Below are 18,682 nucleotides of genomic sequence, written 5' to 3'. Positions count from 1 at the left end.
TAAATCCGTCGTTTGCATTGACGAGACCTGCCAAAGTGGCTACTTTGGGCGCGGAAGATTCCACATTATTATAAAATTAGATTCTTAACTTTTCAGGTTAACATCATGATTTACGACTGTTTTTTGTACTATGACGAAGATATGTTGCTCGACATCAGATTACATACGCTCGCTGATGTCGTTGACCGTTTTGTCATTGTAGAAGCAACACACTCTTTTACGGGCATACCGCGAGAATTACATTTCGATATTACGAAGTTTGCCAAATTCAGAGACAAAATTATTTACGTGCCTTTTGACGCGCAGCCTATTTTAAACAGTGCTGACAATAACCAGGTTGATGCCTGGGCAAATGAAGCAGCGCTTCGCAACTCCATTATGAATGGGTTAAAAGACGCGGCAGACGACGATCTGATTCTGGTGTCAGACGTTGATGAAATTTTCTCTCCCGAGACGGTCAGGGCCATTAATCCACGCGCGCTCTGCACGACTATTCATCAAAACGTGTTCAACTATCAGTTTAATCTTCAGGTTCACAACATGGATGGTACGCCGAGAAAATGTACCTTGCCCCGCGCGACGTCCTATTACAACCTTAAGCATTTCTTCCACGGTGAGCCTGAATCTTTCAGAAACTGGAAGCGGGCACGCAAAGATAAAAACTGGTCATGGTTTAAATGGAACTGGCTAAAAATCAATAATAAGGTTGTGAAAGATGGCGGCTGGCATTTCTCCTGGGTAATGACCCCAGAAAGAATTTCCGAAAAAATGTCTACCATTTCTCATACCGAATACGATCTGCCGGAATTTAATAACCCGGAACATATTATGAAGGTTATCACCAACGCCGAAGATATCTGGGGACGAGACCGAAAACTGGTCAGGCAAGAGGTATCAAAACGCACCCTGCCTTCTTATCTGGTAGACAATCAGCACCATTATTCGCAATTTATTTTATGACGCAGGCGGGGCTCCAGGACAATTCAGAAAGAGAGACACAAAAACAAAAGCTTACCCTAACCCTGCTATGCTTACAGTCTACACAGTGAAAAGGAGCTACAGATGAAACGGTTACCCTGGATTACCGCCCTGCTGTTAATGAGTGCTTCACCTGCTATTCTTGCGGCCCCGGACTCCTGCGAGCGCGTGAAAAGCGACATTCAGCAGAAAATTATCAACAACGGCGTACCGGAGTCTGGCTTTACCCTGAACATCGTGCCGAACGATCAGGCCGACCAGCCGGATGCGCAGGTCGTTGGGCATTGCGCCAACGATACTTTCAAAATTTTGTACACTCGCACCAGTAGCGGAAACTACCCGGTAAGCGGTGCAGGTACGCAGGAGAATGCACCCGCTGAGCCGCAATGATTTTCCCACTCAATTCCCCTGAGTTGACGAGGATTAATATTTAATACCTCTAAATAAGTAACACTCCCCCCATCATTAGCCCGGTTGTAGTCACGGGTGAAAATAATTATTAACAATGATGGGGTGAGTTATGTCCGAAGTTGAACATCACGACGGGATAAGCCGTCGAACTCTGGTTAAATCTACTGCCATAGGATCTCTGGCGCTTGCCGCCGGTGGGATCGCATTGCCTTTTGGTCTGAAAAGCGCCGCCGCCGCAGTGCAGACCGCTATTCAGCCAGCGGAAGATAAAGTCGTCTGGGGCGCCTGCTCGGTAAACTGCGGTAGCCGCTGCGCGCTACGTCTGCACGTTCGCGATGACGAAGTCTATTGGGTTGAAACGGATAATACCGGCGAGGATGTTTACGGCAACCATCAGGTTCGCGCCTGCCTGCGAGGCCGTTCAATTCGCCGTCGCATTAATCATCCAGACCGTCTGAACTATCCGATGAAACGCGTGGGCAAACGCGGAGAAGGCAAGTTTGAACGTATCACCTGGGAAGAAGCGCTGGACACCATCGCCGCGAGCCTGAAAAGCGTGGTCGAAAAATACGGCAACGAAGCGGTCTACATTAACTACTCCTCCGGAATTGTCGGCGGCAATATCACCCGCTCCTCCCCTTACGCCTCGCTGGTGGCACGCCTGATGAACTGCTACGGCGGCTTCCTCAGCCACTACGGCACCTACAGCACCGCGCAGATCGCCTGCGCAATGCCCTACACCTACGGCAGCAACGACGGCAACAGTACATCGGATATCGAAAACACCAAACTGGTGGTGATGTTCGGCAATAATCCGGCAGAAACGCGCATGAGCGGCGGCGGGATCACTTACTACCTTGAACAGGCACGTGAACGGTCTAACGCACGAATGATCGTTATCGATCCGCGCTACACCGACACCGCCGCAGGCCGCGAAGACGAGTGGATCCCGATTCGTCCGGGCACCGATGCCGCACTGGTGGCAGGTATTGCGTGGGTGCTGATTAATGAAAACCTCGTCGATCAGCCCTTCCTCGATAAATACTGCGTAGGTTATGACGAAAAAACCCTGCCGGAAGGCGCACCTGTTAACGGTCATTACAAAGCCTATATTCTCGGCCAGGGTGATGACAAAACCGCGAAAACCCCGGAATGGGCGTCGCGCATTACAGGCATTCCTGCCGATCGCATCATTAAGCTGGCCCGTGAAATCGGTTCGGCAAAACCGGCCTACATTTGCCAGGGCTGGGGCCCGCAGCGTCAGGCCAACGGCGAGCAGACATCCCGCGCCATCGCCATGCTGCCGATCCTGACCGGCAACGTCGGCATTAACGGCGGCAACAGCGGCGCGCGCGAATCGACCTACACCATCACCATCGAACGTATGCCGCTGCCGGAAAATCCTGTGAAAACGCAAATCTCCTGCTTCAGCTGGACGGATGCCATCGTGCGTGGACCGGAGATGACCGCCCTGCGCGACGGCGTACGCGGTAAGGATAAGTTGGATGTGCCGATCAAGTTCATCTGGAACTATGCGGGTAATACCATCATCAACCAGCACTCTGATATCAACAAAACTCACGACATTTTGCAGGATGAGAGTAAGTGCGAAACGATCGTCGTTATCGACAACTTCATGACCTCGTCCGCGAAGTATGCCGATATTGTCCTGCCGGACCTGATGACCGTTGAGCAGGAAGATATCATCCCCAACGATTACGCCGGCAACATGGGATACCTGATTTTCCTCCAGCCGGTAACCGCCCCGAAGTTCGAGCGCAAGCCCATCTACTGGATCATGAGCGAAGTAGCGAAACGTCTCGGACCGGATGTCTATCAGAAATTCACCGAAGGCCGTACGCAGGAGCAGTGGCTGCGCTACCTTTACGCCAAAATGGTTGCCAAAGATCCGCTGCTGCCGTCCTACGACGCGCTGAAAAAAATGGGTATTTATAAGCGCAAAGATCCAAATGGACATTTTGTGGCCTATAAAAAATTCCGTGACGATCCGGATGCCAATCCGCTGAAAACCCCGTCGGGGAAAATCGAGATCTACTCCAGCAAGCTGGCGGATATTGCGGCAACCTGGGAACTGCAAAAAGACGAAACCATCACCCCGCTACCGGTCTATACCTCAACCTTTGAAGGCTGGGACGCGCCCGAGCGCAGCAAATTCCCGCTGCAACTGTTCGGTTTCCACTTTAAAGCCCGTACCCACTCCAGCTACGGCAACGTGGATGTGCTCCAGGCCGCCTGTCGCCAGGAGGTGTGGCTTAACCCTGTAGACGCCGAGAAGCGCGGCATTAAAAACGGTGACACGGTGCGCGTGTTTAACGATCGCGGCGAAGTGCGCATTGCCGCCAAAGTCACCCCGCGCATCATGCCTGGTGTGAGCGCGATGGGCCAGGGCGCCTGGCATGACGCCAACATGAACGGCGATCGTGTCGATCACGGCTCCTGCATCAATACCCTGACCACACACCGCCCGTCACCGCTGGCGAAAGGCAATCCGCAGCACACGAACCTGGTGCAGATCGAGAAGGCATAAGGATTAACCGATGACAACCCAGTATGGATTTTTTATTGATTCCAGCCGCTGCACCGGGTGTAAAACCTGCGAGCTGGCCTGCAAGGATTACAAAGATCTGACCCCGGACGTCAGCTTCCGTCGTATTTATGAATACGCGGGCGGCGACTGGCAGGAGGATAACGGCGTCTGGCATCAGAACGTCTTCGCCTATTACCTGTCGATTGCCTGCAACCACTGCGAAGATCCGGCCTGCACTAAGGTCTGCCCGAGCGGGGCAATGCACAAGCGAGACGACGGTTTTGTGGTGGTGAACGAGGATGTCTGCATCGGCTGTCGCTACTGCCACATGGCCTGCCCGTACGGTGCGCCGCAGTATAACGCGGCTAAAGGCCACATGACCAAGTGCGACGGCTGCCACAGCCGCGTGGCGGACGGCAAAAAGCCCATCTGCGTCGAGTCCTGCCCGCTGCGCGCGCTGGACTTAGGCCCGATTGAAGAGCTGCGCAAAAAACACGGCCAGCTTGCTGCGGTCGCGCCGCTGCCGTCTGCGCACTTCACGAAGCCGAGTATTGTGATTAAACCTAACGCCAACAGCCGTCCGACGGGTGACACCACCGGCTACCTGGCAAACCCGAAGGAGGTGTGAGATGGGAAGTGGATGGCATGAATGGCCGCTGGTGATCTTCACCGTTTTCGGGCAGTGCGTGGCTGGCGCATTAATCGTGATGGGCTTCGCCTGGCTGAATGAACGTGATGACAAGGCCAGAATACGCATCGTGCGCAGCCTGTTTTTTCTCTGGCTGGTAATGGGTATTGGGTTTATGGCCTCGGTACTGCATCTTGGCTCCCCGCTGCGCGCCTTCAACTCGCTTAACCGCGTGGGAACGTCAGCGCTGAGTAATGAGATCGCGGCGGGTTCGATCTTCTTTGCCGTGGGCGGTTTCTGGTGGCTGGTGTCGGTTATCGGTAAAATGCCCCCAGCTTTAGGCAAAATCTGGCTGGTTGTCAGCCAGCTCCTGGGTGTCGTTTTTGTCTGGGCTATGACCCGGGTCTATCAGATCGATACCGTACCGACCTGGTATACGGGCTACACCACGTTGGCCTTCTTCCTGACGATGGCTCTTACTGGCCCGATGCTGGCCGCGCTGCTTCTGCGGGTCGCAAACGTGACATACAAAGGTACCCTTGCCGCGTCTGTCAGCGTACTGGCACTCATCGCCTGCGTGGCGGTCGTCGTGTTGCAAAGCAATACGCTGGGGACGATCCAGAGTTCTATCCAGCAGGCTAACGCCCTGCTGCCGGATTATGGTTCGCTTCAGGTATGGCGCATCGCGCTGCTGGCGGCGGGTTTAGGCTGCTGGATCTGTCCGCTTATTCGTCGTCAGGAACCGAAAACGCTCGGCCTGTTTGCAGGTTTCGTGCTGGTGGCGGGGGGTGAAATGATTGGCCGTGGGCTATTTTATGGTTTGCATATGACCGCAGGGTTAGCAATTGCAGGTTAACACAGGTGCGCGGGCTACCCCCGCGCACAAGTAAGGAAAGTTGTAATGAATGACGTCTCACACCGCGAATCGTTCGCGTTCAGCGCCCGGGTACTGGGCGCGCTGTTTTATTTTGCCCCTGACAGCGAGCAGACCGCACCGCTGGTGAGTGCCCTGACCGCAGGTGACTGGATGCAGGACTGGCCGCTGGCGCAGGAAAGCCTGCAGCCCGTGGCCAGTATGTTTAAGAACCCGTCGGACGAAGCGTTGAAAGACGCCTGGCAGCGTCTGTTTATTGGCCCGTATGCCCTGCCCGCCCCCCCCGTGGGGCTCCGTCTGGCTCGATCGCGAGTCCGTGCTGTTTGGCGATTCGACCCTTGCATTGCGCCAGTGGATGCGTGAAAACCATATCGCCTTTGAGATGCAGCAGAATGAGCCGGAAGATCACTTCGGAACGTTGCTGATGCTGGCGGCATGGCTTGCCGAGAACGGTCGCGACACAGAACGCGACCAGCTTATGGCCTGGCATCTGCTGCCGTGGAGCACGCGTTTCCTTAGCGTATTCGTTGAAAACGCGGCCCATCCGTTCTATACGGCGCTGGGTAAACTTGCCCAGCTGACGCTGGCAGAATGGCAGTCCACTTTGCTGATCCCGATTGCAGAAAAAACGCTGTACCGATAACAGCTCCTGGCTTGTACATCCGTTGTGTAAGCCAGGTTCGGACATTTTTGCTGCAACGCAGATCCGGAACTGCTACACTGTATATAATTACAGTACTGGAGGTGCAAAATGGCTGTTGAAACAAAATTCGTGGTCGTAAGAAAAGGTGAAGAGAAAATGACTTTTGCCAGTAAGAAAGAGGCTGACGCTCACGACAAACTGCTCGACATGGCAGAAGCGTTCACCGACTGGCTGCTGCAAAGCGGAATGCAGATGGATGAAACGCAGGCGGAAAACCTTGGTCTGTATCTTGCCGAGCAGAAAGAGTCCGTGCAGCATATCCTGCGTACCAGCAAGCTTCCCGAGCTCAATGCTGCAACGGATAAAACAGCGCCAGAGGCGGATAGCAGCAAAAAAATCCGGGCCGTCAAAGCCGCCTGATCGTCAGAACGACTCATCACCTGTCCTGCTGCCGCGGGCCGGAAACGGCTCGCGGCTTAATAGTGCGGTAAATTATCACACAACTCTTGCAACTCGTTGATTAGTCTGGCTACATGGAAACCATCACAGACAGAATGATGAACCTGAACGGCGAAAGGCAACAAGACTTTTCCATCCTGGTTAAAGTATTTTCCAAACGTGAACATGGGCGCAAAAAAGTTCTGCATGTTAGCCACGTTGATATTAAAACTGGTAAAACTGACCCATGGAATATCCGATATGAAGAATATATTTTCCCGGTACTCTTCTTTGGGCCAGTAGGCAAGATTATCACCATAGCGAGAAACGTCTTCTGCATAAACGTTCTGAAAGTGATGAATATTCCCGTCGAAGTGACTCCATAATGATGAAAACGTCTCCGTCTCTTTATGGAAAAGGGTATAGCTGGGATGCACCTCATTCCATATTACAAGCTCATTATCCTTCATAGCCATACGGAACTCAGAATGGCGGTTAACGACTGTCGAAATAAGGGAAATAATCGAAGGATAAAATTTCCAGCCAACCTGTTTGATATGTTTCAGCAGCGCAGTGATATCCAGCTGAACCGTTTGGTTAATCGTGCATTGAGCAAAGCTCTGAAAGACTTCAAAATGTTCTTTCCTTGCCCAACTCGATAAGTCTACAGCCGTATATTCTGGCGTTATTTTTGTCATTTCTTTGCCTTAATTAAGCAGCGCTATATAAAATAGTAGCGTATCACAAACCCAGGAGCTGTATAGACCATCGAGCAGAGGCTGCCTTAAATTTTCAACGTATCAATAACCGCTCTCAGCGCCGGGGACACGTTGCGGTGCGGATAATAGAGGTAAAGCCCTTCCATCCGCGGGCTGTAGCGCTGTAAGACGCGTATAAGCGTGCCACGCTCCAGATCGTCAGCCACCAGCTCAACCGGGACATAGGCCAGCCCGAGTTCCAACCGGGCCGCTTCGGCCTCCATGTAGCTGTCGGAAAAGGCCCATTGCCCCTCAGGCCGGTGCGTAACTCGCTTCCCGTCCTGAACAAGCTCCCATTGATAGTGGTTACCGTCGGCAAACTGGTAGGCAATGCAGGGATGAGCATCCAGATCGGCGGGCGTCTGCGGGAAACCATAGCGCCGAAAATGCGCCGGGGCGGCAACCACAGCCATCTCCATATCGGGCGTGATGCGCACCGCAATCATTCCTTGTCCCACCTCCGGCCCCAGCCGGACGCCCGCGTCGAATCGCTCGGCAATGATATCCACGAACCGGCTCTCATTCATCAATTCCAGACGGATATCCGGGTAACGCTGTTTGAAGATAGCGAGCTTTGGCAGCAGGCATTTTTCGATGGCGTGCTGGCTGGCATTAATGCGCACCGTGCCGGACGGCGTCTGGCGATAATGCGCCAGTCTGGTCAACCCGGTATCAAGCGCATCAAAGGCGGAGCCGGCGGTCTGGTAAAGCTGTTCCCCGGCGTGTGTCAGCGACAGTTTGCGCGTGGTACGCACCAGAAGCTGAACGCCCAGCCGCTCTTCCAGCTCGCGAACCGATCGGCTGATCCCGGATTGTGCCAGCCCGAGCCGTTGCGCGGCTGCCGTGAAACTTCCCTCCCGCACCACCTGGATAAACAGATACAGCTCATTGTAGTTTTCCCGCTTCGCCATCATGCCTCATCGATTCATAACAAAATGATATTAATCCTAGCAGCTTCAGGCCTCTAATCAGCACTATTTCTGCTAACTATAATGGCCTCATTACAACAACACACGGTACCTCTTATGAAAACATTCACCCAAAAACTGTCCGTTGCGCTGCTGTTATATGCATCATTAAGTGGAGTGACAACAATGAGTTATGCAGAAACGCTAAATCCTAACGCCCCCGTTTCGATGGTGACAACCTGGGATAAAACCTTCGCCGAGAGCAATAAAGTCAACCACCGCAAAGTGACGTTCCAGAACCGGTACGGGATCACTCTGGTGGGCGATCTGTACATTCCCAGGAACCACGGCGACCAGAAACTGGCGGCGATAGCCGTCAGTGGGCCGTTCGGTGCGGTTAAAGAACAATCCAGCGGTCTGTACGCCCAGACTCTGGCTGAGCAGGGGTTCGTGGCCCTGGCCTTCGACCCATCCTACACGGGGGAAAGTGGCGGCCAGCCGCGTAACGTTGCCTCCCCTGACATCAACACCGAAGACTTTAGCGCCGCTGTGGATTTCCTGGGGTTACAGAAAGAAGTCGACCGTAACCGTATCGGCATTCTTGGTATCTGCGGCTGGGGCGGTATGGCGCTGAACGCGGCATCCATGGATACCCGCGTGAAGGCGGTCGCCACCAGCGTAATGTACGATATGAGCCGCGCGATGGGTCACGGGGTGGGCAACGGGAAAGATCGCTATTCAGCGGCCGATCGTCGGGCCGTGTTGCAGTATCTGAACGCGCAGCGCTGGAAAGATGCTGAAAGCGGCACTTTCGCCCATGGCGGCCACGATATTAATGTCGATGAGAATGGCAAGGTGACGGCGGCCGAGCGCATTCTGCCGGAAGCACTGCCCACCGATCCGCATCCGGTACTGAAAGAGTTCTATGATTACTACCGTATGCCGCGCGGTTTCCATGCCCGTTCCGTAAACTCCACCGGCGCGTGGACTGCGACCATGCCGTTATCCTTTATGAATATGCCGCTGCTGAGCTATGCCGGGGAGATCACTATCCCAACGCTGATTGTGACCGGTGAAAACGCACACTCTCGTTATTTTGCGGAGGATGCGTTCAAGGCCGTCGGCAGCAAAGAGAAAGAGCTGGTGATTGTTCCCGGTGCAAACCATGTTGATCTCTACGATAACGTCGCAGGAAAAATCCCGTTCGCGCAGTTTGAGCAGTTCTTCAAAACCAGTCTGAAATAACACTCTAAGCCCCCGGAAATCACGGGGGCATCTCTTCTCATCGTCGTGAATGACACCTATGTCTACACTGAATCAAATCCCATCCCGCTACAGCGAGCATGCACACTGGGACAGTATTTTTGCCCGTAAGTCTGCTCGTGGCATCTGCAATAAGGCATTATATTAACAGGGTTATTTTATTTAATTACAAAACCTCGAATACCTCCCGTTGAAATAATAATTAAGCAATATCCTGGTCAGTCGGCGACATCGCTTTGTTAGCTTGAGAAGTCAGGCAAAGCTCAAACTGGAGGTATTCTTTGCTGATTAAATTAAAGAAAGAACGAACGCATCAGGAGGATCGTCGTCTTGCACTCTGGCTGGCGACCTCCGCGGGACTGCTGAATGCCATTGCGCTGGGCGCGTTCGGCTTTTTCCCCTCTCATATGACGGGTAATACATCGCAGTTATCCAGCGAAGTTTCCTCCACCGATCTCAGTGATATTCTTTTTTTTGGCGCCATTATTCTGTCGTTTGTCACTGGCGCCATTGTTGCGCGGATTATTGTTATCTGGGGAATTATCCATAACGTCAGGCTGATATTCAGCCAGGTTTTATTTGTTGAAGGGCTATTACTTGCCGGGGTATCCCTTTATGAAATGTATTTTCACTCCTTCGCCACGAATCAGGAGATTATTCTTTTCCTGTGCGGTTTGATGGGAATTCATAACTCCACCTCAACTCAGCTTTCCGGCGGTCGGGTGAGATCCACGCACATTACCGGCACGCTGACCGATGCCGGCATTTCGCTGGCCTCCGTTATGGTCGCCATGCTGCGCCGGGATTATTCCAAAGACACGGCCGCGCAAAAGAGCCAGCTCAAAACCCATTTAACCACCCTTTTCTCGTTTATTACCGGCGGGATTGCGGGGCTGATCCTCTTCAGAGAGTTTGGATTCCACGCGATGCTGGCACTGGGCCTGATGCTGGTGTTTATCGCTGCCTTTTCAATCGTTCGTATCTCGTGGCGCGTTCGAAAGGTACGCGCCGCGCTTAGTCGATAGGGTGATCAGCACGCCTCAAGTGACGTTGTCACTTGAGGCGTGCTTCTTTAAGACTATTCTGCCTTCCCACTGACAGCCCTTACGCCATAAGGCTTAACTCAGGTTGTCACTAATTTCATAGGGTTACTGTTTTACCCCCTTTGCTGGAACCCTTCCGTTTCGCTTGCTATAGGTGAAGTACCCCTGCCGAAACATGGCATAACAACAGGCAACCGCAACAGGTGGTTGCTATAACGCATGCGCACAGGGAGACACACCGCAATGCACCCATTACTTAAACGTTCGCTGCTTTTTGTAGGCGCGATTATCGTGGTCCTCGCTCTCCTCACCTGGGGAATTGGACTGGAGACGATTAAGGCGCGCCAGGTTGACCTGCTCTACCTCGGTCAACAGCACCTGATTCTGGTCTTTTCATCAATGTTCTTTGCCCTGCTGGTGGGCATTCCAAGCGGTATTCTGCTGAGCCGTCCGGCGGCACGGGGTATCGCCGAATACGTGATGCAAATCTTTAACGTGGGCAACACCCTGCCGCCGCTGGCCGTTCTGGCGCTGGCGATGGTGGTGATTGGCATCGGTGATAAACCGGCCATTATCGCCCTCTTTCTCGCTTCTTTGCTGCCAATTGTGCGTAACACCTATGCCGGGCTGTGCTCTGTTCCCGCGTCGTTGCTGGAAGCGGCAAACGGCATCGGCATGACCAAATGGCAGCGCCTGCATCAGGTCGAAATTCCTAACGCCTGGCCGGTGATGCTTTCCGGTATTCGCATTGCCACTGCGATTAACGTCGGTACCGCACCGCTGGCATTCCTGATTGGCGCCAGCAGCTACGGCGAGCTGATTTTCCCGGGGATCTATCTGAATGACTTCCCGACGCTGATCCTGGGCGCGGCGGCCACCGCCCTGTTCGCCCTGATTCTGGATACGCTGCTGGCGGCACTGGGTCGACTACTGAGCCCGCATCTCGCGCGATAATTATAACAAGGAGCTTCTATGAGACTGTTTTCCGGCCTGACGGCGCTGTGCGCCGCCGCGCTCTTCACCAGCCAGGCGCTCGCCGCGCCGCTGATCCTGGCAACAAAGAGCTTTACCGAGCAGCACATTCTCTCGGCCATGACCGTACAGTATCTGCAAAAGAAAGGATTTCAGGTGCAGCCGCAGACTAATATTGCGACGGTGATTTCCCGTAACGCGATGATTAACAAGCAGATTGATATGACCTGGGAGTACACCGGCACGTCGCTGATCATCTTCAACCATATCAACAAACGCATGTCGCCGCAGGAGTCATACGAGACGGTGAAACGCCTCGACGCAAAGCACGGTCTGGTGTGGCTTAAACCTGCCGATATGAACAATACCTATGCCTTTGCCATGCAGCGCAAGCGCGCCGAGGCTGAACATATCAATACCATGTCTGAGATGGTGGCAAAGATTGAGCAGATCCGTAAAACCGATCCAGATAACAACTGGCTGCTGGGCCTTGACCTGGAATTTGCCGGGCGTAGCGACGGGATGAAACCGTTGCAGGCGGCCTACAACATGGAGCTGGACCGCCCGCAGATCCGCCAGATGGATCCGGGGCTGGTCTATAACGCGGTGCGCGACGGGTTTGTCGATGCCGGGCTGATCTACACCACCGACGGGCGCGTGAAGGGCTTCGATCTTAAAGTGCTGGAAGACGATAAAGGCTTCTTCCCGAGTTACGCCGTGACGCCAGTTGTTCGAAAAGACACGCTGGAGGCTAACCCGGGGCTGGAGGAGGCGCTGAACACCCTCTCAGCCCAGCTCAATAACGACGTTATCACCGAACTGAATAAGAAGGTGGATATCGACCATCAGTCACCGCAGCAGGTCGCCCGTGATTTCCTGCGTAGCAAACAGTTGCTGTAGGAGGCGCTATGGAGACGATTCACTATATTCTCGACAACTGGGACTATCTCTTAACCCTGACGCTGCAACACCTCTGGCTGGTGGCACTCGCCGTGGGCATGGCGATTGTTATTGGCGTGCCGCTGGGTATTTTAATTGTCCGCCATAAATGGCTGGCAACGCCGGTGCTGGGGATTGCCACCATTGTGCTCACCATCCCGTCAATTGCGCTTTTCGGCCTGATGATCCCGCTCTTTTCGCTGATCGGTCAGGGCATTGGCGCCCTGCCCGCGATTACGGCGGTGTTCCTCTATTCACTGCTGCCGATTGTGCGCAACACCCACACGGCGCTCGACAGCCTGCCACCCGGCCTGCGCGAAGCGGGACGCGGCATCGGCATGACCTTCTGGCAGCGTCTGCGCTGGGTGGAAATCCCAATGGCGCTGCCGGTGATTTTTGGCGGCATCCGCACCGCCGTGGTGATGAACATCGGCGTCATGGCGATTGCTGCCGTGATTGGCGCGGGCGGTCTGGGCCTGCTGCTGCTTAACGGTATTGGCGGGAGTGATATTCGTATGTTAATTGCGGGCGCGCTGATGATTTGTCTTTTAGCGATTGTGCTCGACTGGTTGCTGCACCGTTTGCAGGTGGTACTGACTCCGAAGGGGATTCGATAATGATAAAACTGGAAAACCTCACCAAACAATTTTCACAGAAGCACGGCCAGACGTTTAAGGCCGTCGACAACGTCAACCTGAACGTGCCTGAAGGGGAAATGTGCGTGCTGCTCGGCCCGTCCGGCTGCGGGAAAACCACTACCCTGAAGATGATTAACCGTCTCATTACGCCAAGCAGCGGGACGATCCTGATTAACGGCGAAGACACCAGCGGGATGGACACCGTGACCCTGCGCCGCAACATTGGCTACGTGATCCAGCAGATTGGCCTGTTCCCGAACATGACTATCGAAGAGAACATTACCGTCGTGCCGCGCATGCTGGGCTGGGACAAAGCGCGCTGTAAATCCCGTGCCGAGGAGCTGATGGATATGGTGGCAATGGATCCACATAAATTCCTTCACCGCTATCCGCGCGAAATGTCCGGCGGTCAGCAGCAGCGTATCGGCGTCATCCGCGCGCTGGCAGCGGATCCTCCGGTCCTGCTGATGGATGAACCGTTCGGCGCGGTCGACCCGATTAACCGTGAGGTGATCCAGAACCAGTTCCTGGAGATGCAGCGCAAGCTGAAAAAGACCGTGATGCTGGTGAGCCACGATATTGACGAAGCGCTGAAGCTGGGCGACCGTATTGCCGTCTTCCGTCAGGGGCGTATTGTTCAGTGCGCCAGCCCGGACGAGCTGCTGGCGAAACCCGCCAATGAGTTTGTCGGCTCGTTTGTTGGTCAGGACCGGACGTTGAAACGCCTGCTGCTGGTATCCGCGGGCGACGTCACCGACCAGCAGCCGACGATTACGGTACGCGAATCGACGCCGCTGCCAGAGGCCTTCGCCACCATGGATGACAACGATATTCGCGCCATTACCGTGGTTGATGATCTCGGCAAACCGCTGGGCTTTGTGAAGCGCCGCGAAGCGCGTAATGCCAGCGGCAGCTGCGGTGATATTCTGCATCCGTTCCGCATGACAGGTAAGGCCGAGGATAACCTGCGCGTGGTGCTTTCTCGCCTGTATGAGAGCAACACCAGCTGGATGCCGATTGTGGACGAGGACGGACGCTATAACGGCGAGATATCCCAGGATTATATTGCGGAGTATTTGAGTTCCGGGCGTACGCGCCGGGCATTGAATATTCATAGCGAGAGTTAAGCATTCAGGCCGGGTACTGCCCGGCCTTTTTCCGCACGCATACCTTTTGCTAACCTCACGTTTTCCCGCCACAATATCGTATCGTCCCCGTTAATCACGACTTCATGCAACGTCTTCACGCTTACCCCGACATCCGCGCGATGTTTCGCCGTCTCCTGATTGCTACCGTCACCGGCGTGCTGGCAGCGCTGGCCGTTGCGGTGTTCCGCCACAGCATGTATCTGCTGGAGTGGTTGTTTCTCAGCAACGAAAGCGGAAGCCTGGTGAACGCCGCTGCCGCGTTATCGCCCTGGCGGCGGGCGCTGACGCCTGCGCTGGGTGGTCTGGCCGCGGGAGTGCTGCTGTGGGGATGGCAACGCATGACGGCACAACGTCCCCACGCCCCGACCGATTATATGGAGGCGCTGGAGACGGGTGATGGCCAGTTTGATTACAGCGCCAGCCTGGTGAAATCCCTCGCCTCGTTGCTGGTGGTCGCCAGCGGCAGCGCCATCGGCCGGGAAGGCGCCATGATCCTGCTTGCCGCCCTCGCTGCCTCCTTTTTTGCACAACGTTGTACGCCGAAATCCGAATGGAAACTGTGGATCGCCTGCGGTGCCGCCGCCGGGATGGCCAGCGCCTATCATGCGCCGCTGGCGGGCAGCCTGTTTATCGCAGAGATCCTGTTTGGCACACTTATGCTGGCCTCCCTCGGCCCGGTGGTGATTGCCGCTGTGGTGGCTCTGCTGACCACGCGCCTGTTAAGTCCCGGCGCGAATACACTTTATGATGTCCATCTCAGCGAGATGCTTACGGCGGTGGATTATTTCCTGATCGTTGGCGTGGGTCTGCTGGCTGGCGTTTGCGGCCCGCTGCTGATGTGGCTGATGGCGGCCAGCCACAGGCTGTTTCTGCGTCTCAAACTTTCACCGCCGTGGCAGCTGGCGCTGGGGGGGCTGATCGTCGGGCTGCTGTCGCTGCTGACGCCGAAGGTATGGGGGAATGGCTACAGCGTGGTTCAGGCGTTTTTGCAGTCGCCGCCGCTGCTGTCGGTAATTGCCGGCGTCTTTATCTGCAAGCTCCTGGCGGTGCTGGCAAGCAGCGGGTCCGGCGCACCGGGAGGCGTGTTTACGCCAACCTTGTTCGTTGGTATGGCAACGGGAATGCTGTTTGCGCAGATCTTTGCGCTGTGGTTTCCTGGCTCTGAGACAGCGATCCTGCTTGGGCTGGCGGGTATGGCGACGCTGCTCGCCGCCACAACGCATGCGCCAATCATGTCGGCCTTGATGGTATGTGAGATGACCGGGCAGTATTTTTTACTTCCCGGTTTGCTGGTTGCCTGTGTTGTGGCGTCGGTATTGTCGAGAACGCTACGCCACGACTCGATCTACGGCCAGCATACCGCCGAAAGCCGAGAGATCGATATAGTGCGCTAATTCGCGCTGCTCGGCGCGGGGCAGATAAGGCAGTTCGCCTACCAACGGGCCAGGCAGCTTTTTGCTCAGCACGTCGATGATTTCTGCGTAGTGCGCAAGGCCCGGGTTAATACGGTTCGCCACCCAACCAATCAGTGGCAGGCCGTCATTAGCGATAGCCTGCGCCGTCAGCAAGGCATGGTTGATGCACCCTTCCTGAATGCCCACGACCATAATCACCGGCAGCTGCTCCTGCACCACCCACTCGGAAAGGGGACGTAAATCGTTCATCAGGCTGCGCCAGCCACCGGTCCCTTCAACGACAACGTGGTCAACCTTTTCACTCAGATTTGCCAGGCCATCAGAGAGCAGACTGTAGTTGATAAGCCCACTGTGAGCGACGCTGCTTTCCTCTTCGCTTAACGCGATGGGATTGACGGCATCATAAGGCAGTTCCAGAGACGAGACGCTTTGCAGAACCAGGGCGTCCTTATTGCGCAGCCCTTCTGGCGTCTCTTTACTGCCTTTTGCTACCGGCTTGTATCCTGCAACGCGTTTACCGCTTGCCGCCAGGGCCTGAAGTAACGCGCGGGATACGACGGTCTTCCCGACAGACGTATCCGTACCAGTAATAAAGAAACGCTTAAGCATGACTCATTCCACCTCTTGGGTATGCTTCAAAAAATATAAACCAGGTAAATAATTCAGTGGGGAAAGTCTACGGGAAGCGTGCGCTACCCGGCTTGAGATAGCGCAATTTTTCGTACATCTATGGAAAAGAGTTAGCCCTGAAGCAAACGAATCAGTAACGAGCCGTTGTACATCGCATCTTTTACCAGCGCGGCGCCAGCCATCGTACCCTGGTTGGAAAATTGCGTACTTTCGACCACGATGTTTTTACTGTACGCGGGAAGCGCCTGCTGGTTGATGCAGGCGGAAATCGCCGGAAAGAGGATATCCGCCGCCTGGCTGAGCGGGGAGCCAATCAGTATTTTTTGTGGATTAAACAGGTTCACCATAATGGCCAGAATGCGCCCGACATTATTGCCCACGCCGGTAATGATGTCCTTCGCCAGCAGATCGCCCTGCCTTGCCGCAGTGCACAATGCCTCGACGCTCAACGGTTGACCGTGCAGCGTGGAGCTCATTGACTGGCTGAGCCGCACCTGCGCCAGCTCCAGCACGCTTTCGACGCTGGCAATCGTCTCCAGACAACCATGATTACCGCAGTAGCAGCGTTTTCCGTACGGATCGACCTGCGTATGGCCAATCTCCACCAGGCTACTGCTGCCAGCATGCAACAGACGCCCGTCGGTGATCACACCTGCGCCAACGTTATGATCAATCACCACCTGAATTACGTCGCGCGCGCCCCGGGAAGCGCCAAATAACGCCTCCGCCATCGTCCAGGCGCTGATATCATGCTGAATGTAGATCGGTACACCGGTGTGGTTTTCCAGCACGTCGCCCAGCGGCATCTCTTTGACGTTTTCATAAAACGGCATGCGGTGCACAATGCCATTTTCGGTATCAATAATTCCCGGCAGGGTGATCGCAATCGCCGTTAAACGTTCAAGGCGCTGCTGGTGACGAATAAAGAACTGGTCGATGTGGGTCAGAATGGCATCGAGGAGTGGTTGCTCTGCATCGAGCGGGAGTTCCAGCCGGTCTTCCACCACCAGCTTGCTGCTGAGGTCGCGCAGCGCGAGGAAGATTTCCCCGCGGCTAATTCGCAGCGACAGGTAGTGCCAGGCTTCCGTTTCCACCACCAGCCCTACCGCCGGACGGCCACGGCTGCCCGGCTCCTGAATTTCTGTCTCCTGAACCAGATGGGCTTCCAGCATTTCGCGGACAATCTTGGTAATACTGGCGGGTGCCAGTTGTGCCAGGCGCGAAAGATCGATACGCGAAACCGGACCCAGCTGATCAATCAGGCGATAAACGGCGCCCGCGTTGGTCTGCTTGATCTGATCGATATGCCCTGGCTGACTATCAGCAACCACCTCGTACTCCCTTATTTTCGAGCTTCGAAATAAACTGAGGGCTATGGTGAAGCACTTCAATGGCTGACGTCAAATTTTTACTTAGCCATGTGATTTACTGCACATTTTCGCCCGCTTTTCCCTATAAATAACGCCCGTGAGAAGCGGTAATTAATTGTTCTTTGAAACGCTGTGCCGCATGGCTCTGTTCATGATGTTTAGACCACACCAGCCACATCTCCGAGACCGCATCCTGCTCGGCAATATTCACCCAGCGCATTTCCGGCAGTTGTACCCGTTTAAACGAGGCCGGAAGAATCGACACGCCAAGCCCTGCGGCAACGAGACCAATGATCGTCATGGCTTCCCCCACTTCCTGCGCGATAGTCGGGACAAGGCCATATCGCCGCATCAGACCAAGAATATCGTCATACAATCCGGTACCCACCTGTGGGTCAAAAAAGACAAAGGGTTCTTTCGCCAGTTCAGCCAGCGTGACGCTATGCTGCGCGGCGAGCGGGTGATCCCGGGGGATCATCGCCATCAGCGGTTCGCGGAGGATCACCTGCCACGCCAGGGTATCAGGCAACTGCGTGTTACGCATTAGCCCCAGGTCGAGCGATCCTTCATTAAGCGGCGATATTTGCTCCCGGGTATTGATTTCGCGCGTCTGAATATGCACATCCGGAAAGTTACTGCGAAACGAGGATAGCGTTTGTGAAACAGCGCTGATGAAGGGGGCCGACGAGGTAAACCCGATGCGCAGCTCTCCCGTCTCCCCGAGATGAAGCCGTTCCGCTCTGGCGGCGGCGTCCACCACCATACTCAGGATCTGTCGGCTATCGGCGAGAAACTGTTTTCCCGCCGCCGTCAGGCTCACGCTGCGGTTGGTTCGCGCCAGCAGACGCGCCCCAACCTGCTGCTCAAGGATCTGGATCTGTTGGCTCAGCGGTGGCTGGGAGATATTCAGCCTTGCCGCAGCACGACCAAAATGGAGCTCTTCAGCGACGGCGACAAAATAGCGCAGATGGCGCAGCTCGATATTCATATTTTTAAAGTATCATTTGAGATTATTAATATATTAGACAGAATATTTACATTTTCCTACCCTAATCTTGTGGTCATACCCGTCACCAGA

18 protein-coding genes and 1 pseudogene are annotated in these 18,682 nt (G+C 54.8%); 14 read left to right on the top strand and 5 right to left on the bottom strand.

Annotated elements, in window-relative coordinates; genetic code table 11:
- The first annotated feature begins 105 nt into the window (after positions 1-105).
- The 7 genes and pseudogenes from HWQ15_RS18710 (at position 106) to HWQ15_RS18680 (ending at position 6,502) form a co-directional block, all read left to right on the top strand.
- Positions 106-960: a beta-1,4-mannosyl-glycoprotein beta-1,4-N-acetylglucosaminyltransferase gene (locus HWQ15_RS18710; RefSeq protein ID WP_023306114.1), complete on the top strand. Its 855-nt coding sequence runs from the start codon at positions 106-108 to the stop codon at positions 958-960.
- Between the two features lie 102 nt (positions 961-1,062).
- Entirely contained in the window at positions 1,063-1,368 is a 306-nt protein-coding gene (locus HWQ15_RS18705; protein WP_006808860.1) for a DUF1161 domain-containing protein, read from the top strand.
- Positions 1,369-1,498: 130 nt separating this feature from the next.
- A complete protein-coding gene (gene ynfE, locus HWQ15_RS18700; protein ID WP_023300003.1) occupies positions 1,499-3,937 on the top strand; it encodes a selenate/tellurate reductase subunit YnfE in 2,439 nt (812 codons plus the stop codon).
- A 10-nt stretch (positions 3,938-3,947) separates the two neighbouring features.
- A complete protein-coding gene (locus HWQ15_RS18695) occupies positions 3,948-4,565 on the top strand; it encodes a DMSO/selenate family reductase complex B subunit (RefSeq protein ID WP_063929058.1) in 618 nt (205 codons plus the stop codon).
- A gap of 1 nt (position 4,566) precedes the next feature.
- Complete coding sequence (locus HWQ15_RS18690; RefSeq protein ID WP_063149346.1) at positions 4,567-5,421, top strand: dimethyl sulfoxide reductase anchor subunit family protein; 855 nt, start codon at positions 4,567-4,569, stop codon at positions 5,419-5,421.
- A gap of 45 nt (positions 5,422-5,466) precedes the next feature.
- A pseudogene (gene dmsD, locus HWQ15_RS18685) lies at positions 5,467-6,082 on the top strand (Tat proofreading chaperone DmsD).
- A 108-nt stretch (positions 6,083-6,190) separates the two neighbouring features.
- A complete protein-coding gene (locus tag HWQ15_RS18680; protein ID WP_022647976.1) occupies positions 6,191-6,502 on the top strand; it encodes a YebG family protein in 312 nt (103 codons plus the stop codon).
- 56 nt (positions 6,503-6,558) lie between these two features.
- On the opposite strand, the gene catA is transcribed toward HWQ15_RS18680, so the two are convergent.
- Positions 6,559-7,218, bottom strand: a complete 660-nt coding sequence (catA, locus tag HWQ15_RS18675) for a type A chloramphenicol O-acetyltransferase (protein ID WP_023300000.1) — start codon at positions 7,216-7,218, stop codon at positions 6,559-6,561.
- Positions 7,219-7,304: 86 nt separating this feature from the next.
- Entirely contained in the window at positions 7,305-8,189 is an 885-nt protein-coding gene (locus tag HWQ15_RS18670) for a LysR family transcriptional regulator (protein WP_063149351.1), read from the bottom strand.
- Positions 8,190-8,303: 114 nt separating this feature from the next.
- Here HWQ15_RS18670 and HWQ15_RS18665 point away from each other — a divergent pair, with 114 nt between their 5' ends.
- The 7 genes from HWQ15_RS18665 to clcB all read left to right on the top strand — a co-directional run bounded on the left by HWQ15_RS18665 (position 8,304) and on the right by clcB (position 15,583).
- Positions 8,304-9,431, top strand: coding sequence for an alpha/beta hydrolase (locus HWQ15_RS18665; RefSeq protein ID WP_074143603.1), 1,128 nt, complete (start codon positions 8,304-8,306; stop codon positions 9,429-9,431).
- Positions 9,432-9,730: 299 nt separating this feature from the next.
- Positions 9,731-10,474: a YoaK family protein gene (locus HWQ15_RS18660; RefSeq protein WP_045621656.1), complete on the top strand. Its 744-nt coding sequence runs from the start codon at positions 9,731-9,733 to the stop codon at positions 10,472-10,474.
- 261 nt (positions 10,475-10,735) lie between these two features.
- Positions 10,736-11,446 carry an osmoprotectant ABC transporter permease OsmY gene (gene osmY, locus HWQ15_RS18655; RefSeq protein WP_022647971.1) on the top strand — a complete coding sequence of 237 codons (711 nt, stop codon included), beginning with the start codon at positions 10,736-10,738 and terminating at the stop codon, positions 11,444-11,446.
- Positions 11,447-11,464: 18 nt separating this feature from the next.
- Entirely contained in the window at positions 11,465-12,364 is a 900-nt protein-coding gene (gene osmX / locus HWQ15_RS18650) for an osmoprotectant ABC transporter substrate-binding protein OsmX (RefSeq protein ID WP_017694085.1), read from the top strand.
- 8 nt (positions 12,365-12,372) lie between these two features.
- Entirely contained in the window at positions 12,373-13,020 is a 648-nt protein-coding gene (gene osmW / locus HWQ15_RS18645) for an osmoprotectant ABC transporter permease OsmW (protein ID WP_063148135.1), read from the top strand.
- Complete coding sequence (gene osmV, locus HWQ15_RS18640) at positions 13,020-14,168, top strand: osmoprotectant ABC transporter ATP-binding protein OsmV (protein WP_022647969.1); 1,149 nt, start codon at positions 13,020-13,022, stop codon at positions 14,166-14,168. The genes osmW and osmV overlap by 1 nt, the downstream gene beginning before the upstream one ends.
- 104 nt (positions 14,169-14,272) lie before the next feature.
- On the top strand, positions 14,273-15,583 hold the full coding sequence (gene clcB, locus HWQ15_RS18635) for a voltage-gated ClC-type chloride channel ClcB (RefSeq protein WP_063149344.1): 1,311 nt from the start codon (positions 14,273-14,275) through the stop codon (positions 15,581-15,583).
- Here clcB and bioD read toward each other — a convergent pair.
- The 3 genes from bioD to HWQ15_RS18620 all read right to left on the bottom strand — a co-directional run bounded on the left by bioD (position 15,518) and on the right by HWQ15_RS18620 (position 18,592).
- Positions 15,518-16,213 carry a dethiobiotin synthase gene (gene bioD / locus HWQ15_RS18630; protein WP_015570628.1) on the bottom strand — a complete coding sequence of 232 codons (696 nt, stop codon included), beginning with the start codon at positions 16,211-16,213 and terminating at the stop codon, positions 15,518-15,520. The genes clcB and bioD overlap by 66 nt on opposite strands.
- 131 nt (positions 16,214-16,344) lie before the next feature.
- Positions 16,345-17,565, bottom strand: a complete 1,221-nt coding sequence (gene mlc / locus HWQ15_RS18625) for a sugar metabolism global transcriptional regulator Mlc (protein WP_063149342.1) — start codon at positions 17,563-17,565, stop codon at positions 16,345-16,347.
- A gap of 121 nt (positions 17,566-17,686) precedes the next feature.
- Positions 17,687-18,592: a LysR family transcriptional regulator gene (locus tag HWQ15_RS18620; protein WP_022647965.1), complete on the bottom strand. Its 906-nt coding sequence runs from the start codon at positions 18,590-18,592 to the stop codon at positions 17,687-17,689.
- Positions 18,593-18,682: the final 90 nt, after the last annotated feature.

Origin of the sequence: Enterobacter sp. DSM 30060, assembly GCF_013375955.1 — a bacterium.
GTDB lineage: Bacteria > Pseudomonadota > Gammaproteobacteria > Enterobacterales > Enterobacteriaceae > Enterobacter > Enterobacter intestinihominis.
This window is presented reverse-complemented; position numbering and strand designations above follow the sequence as displayed.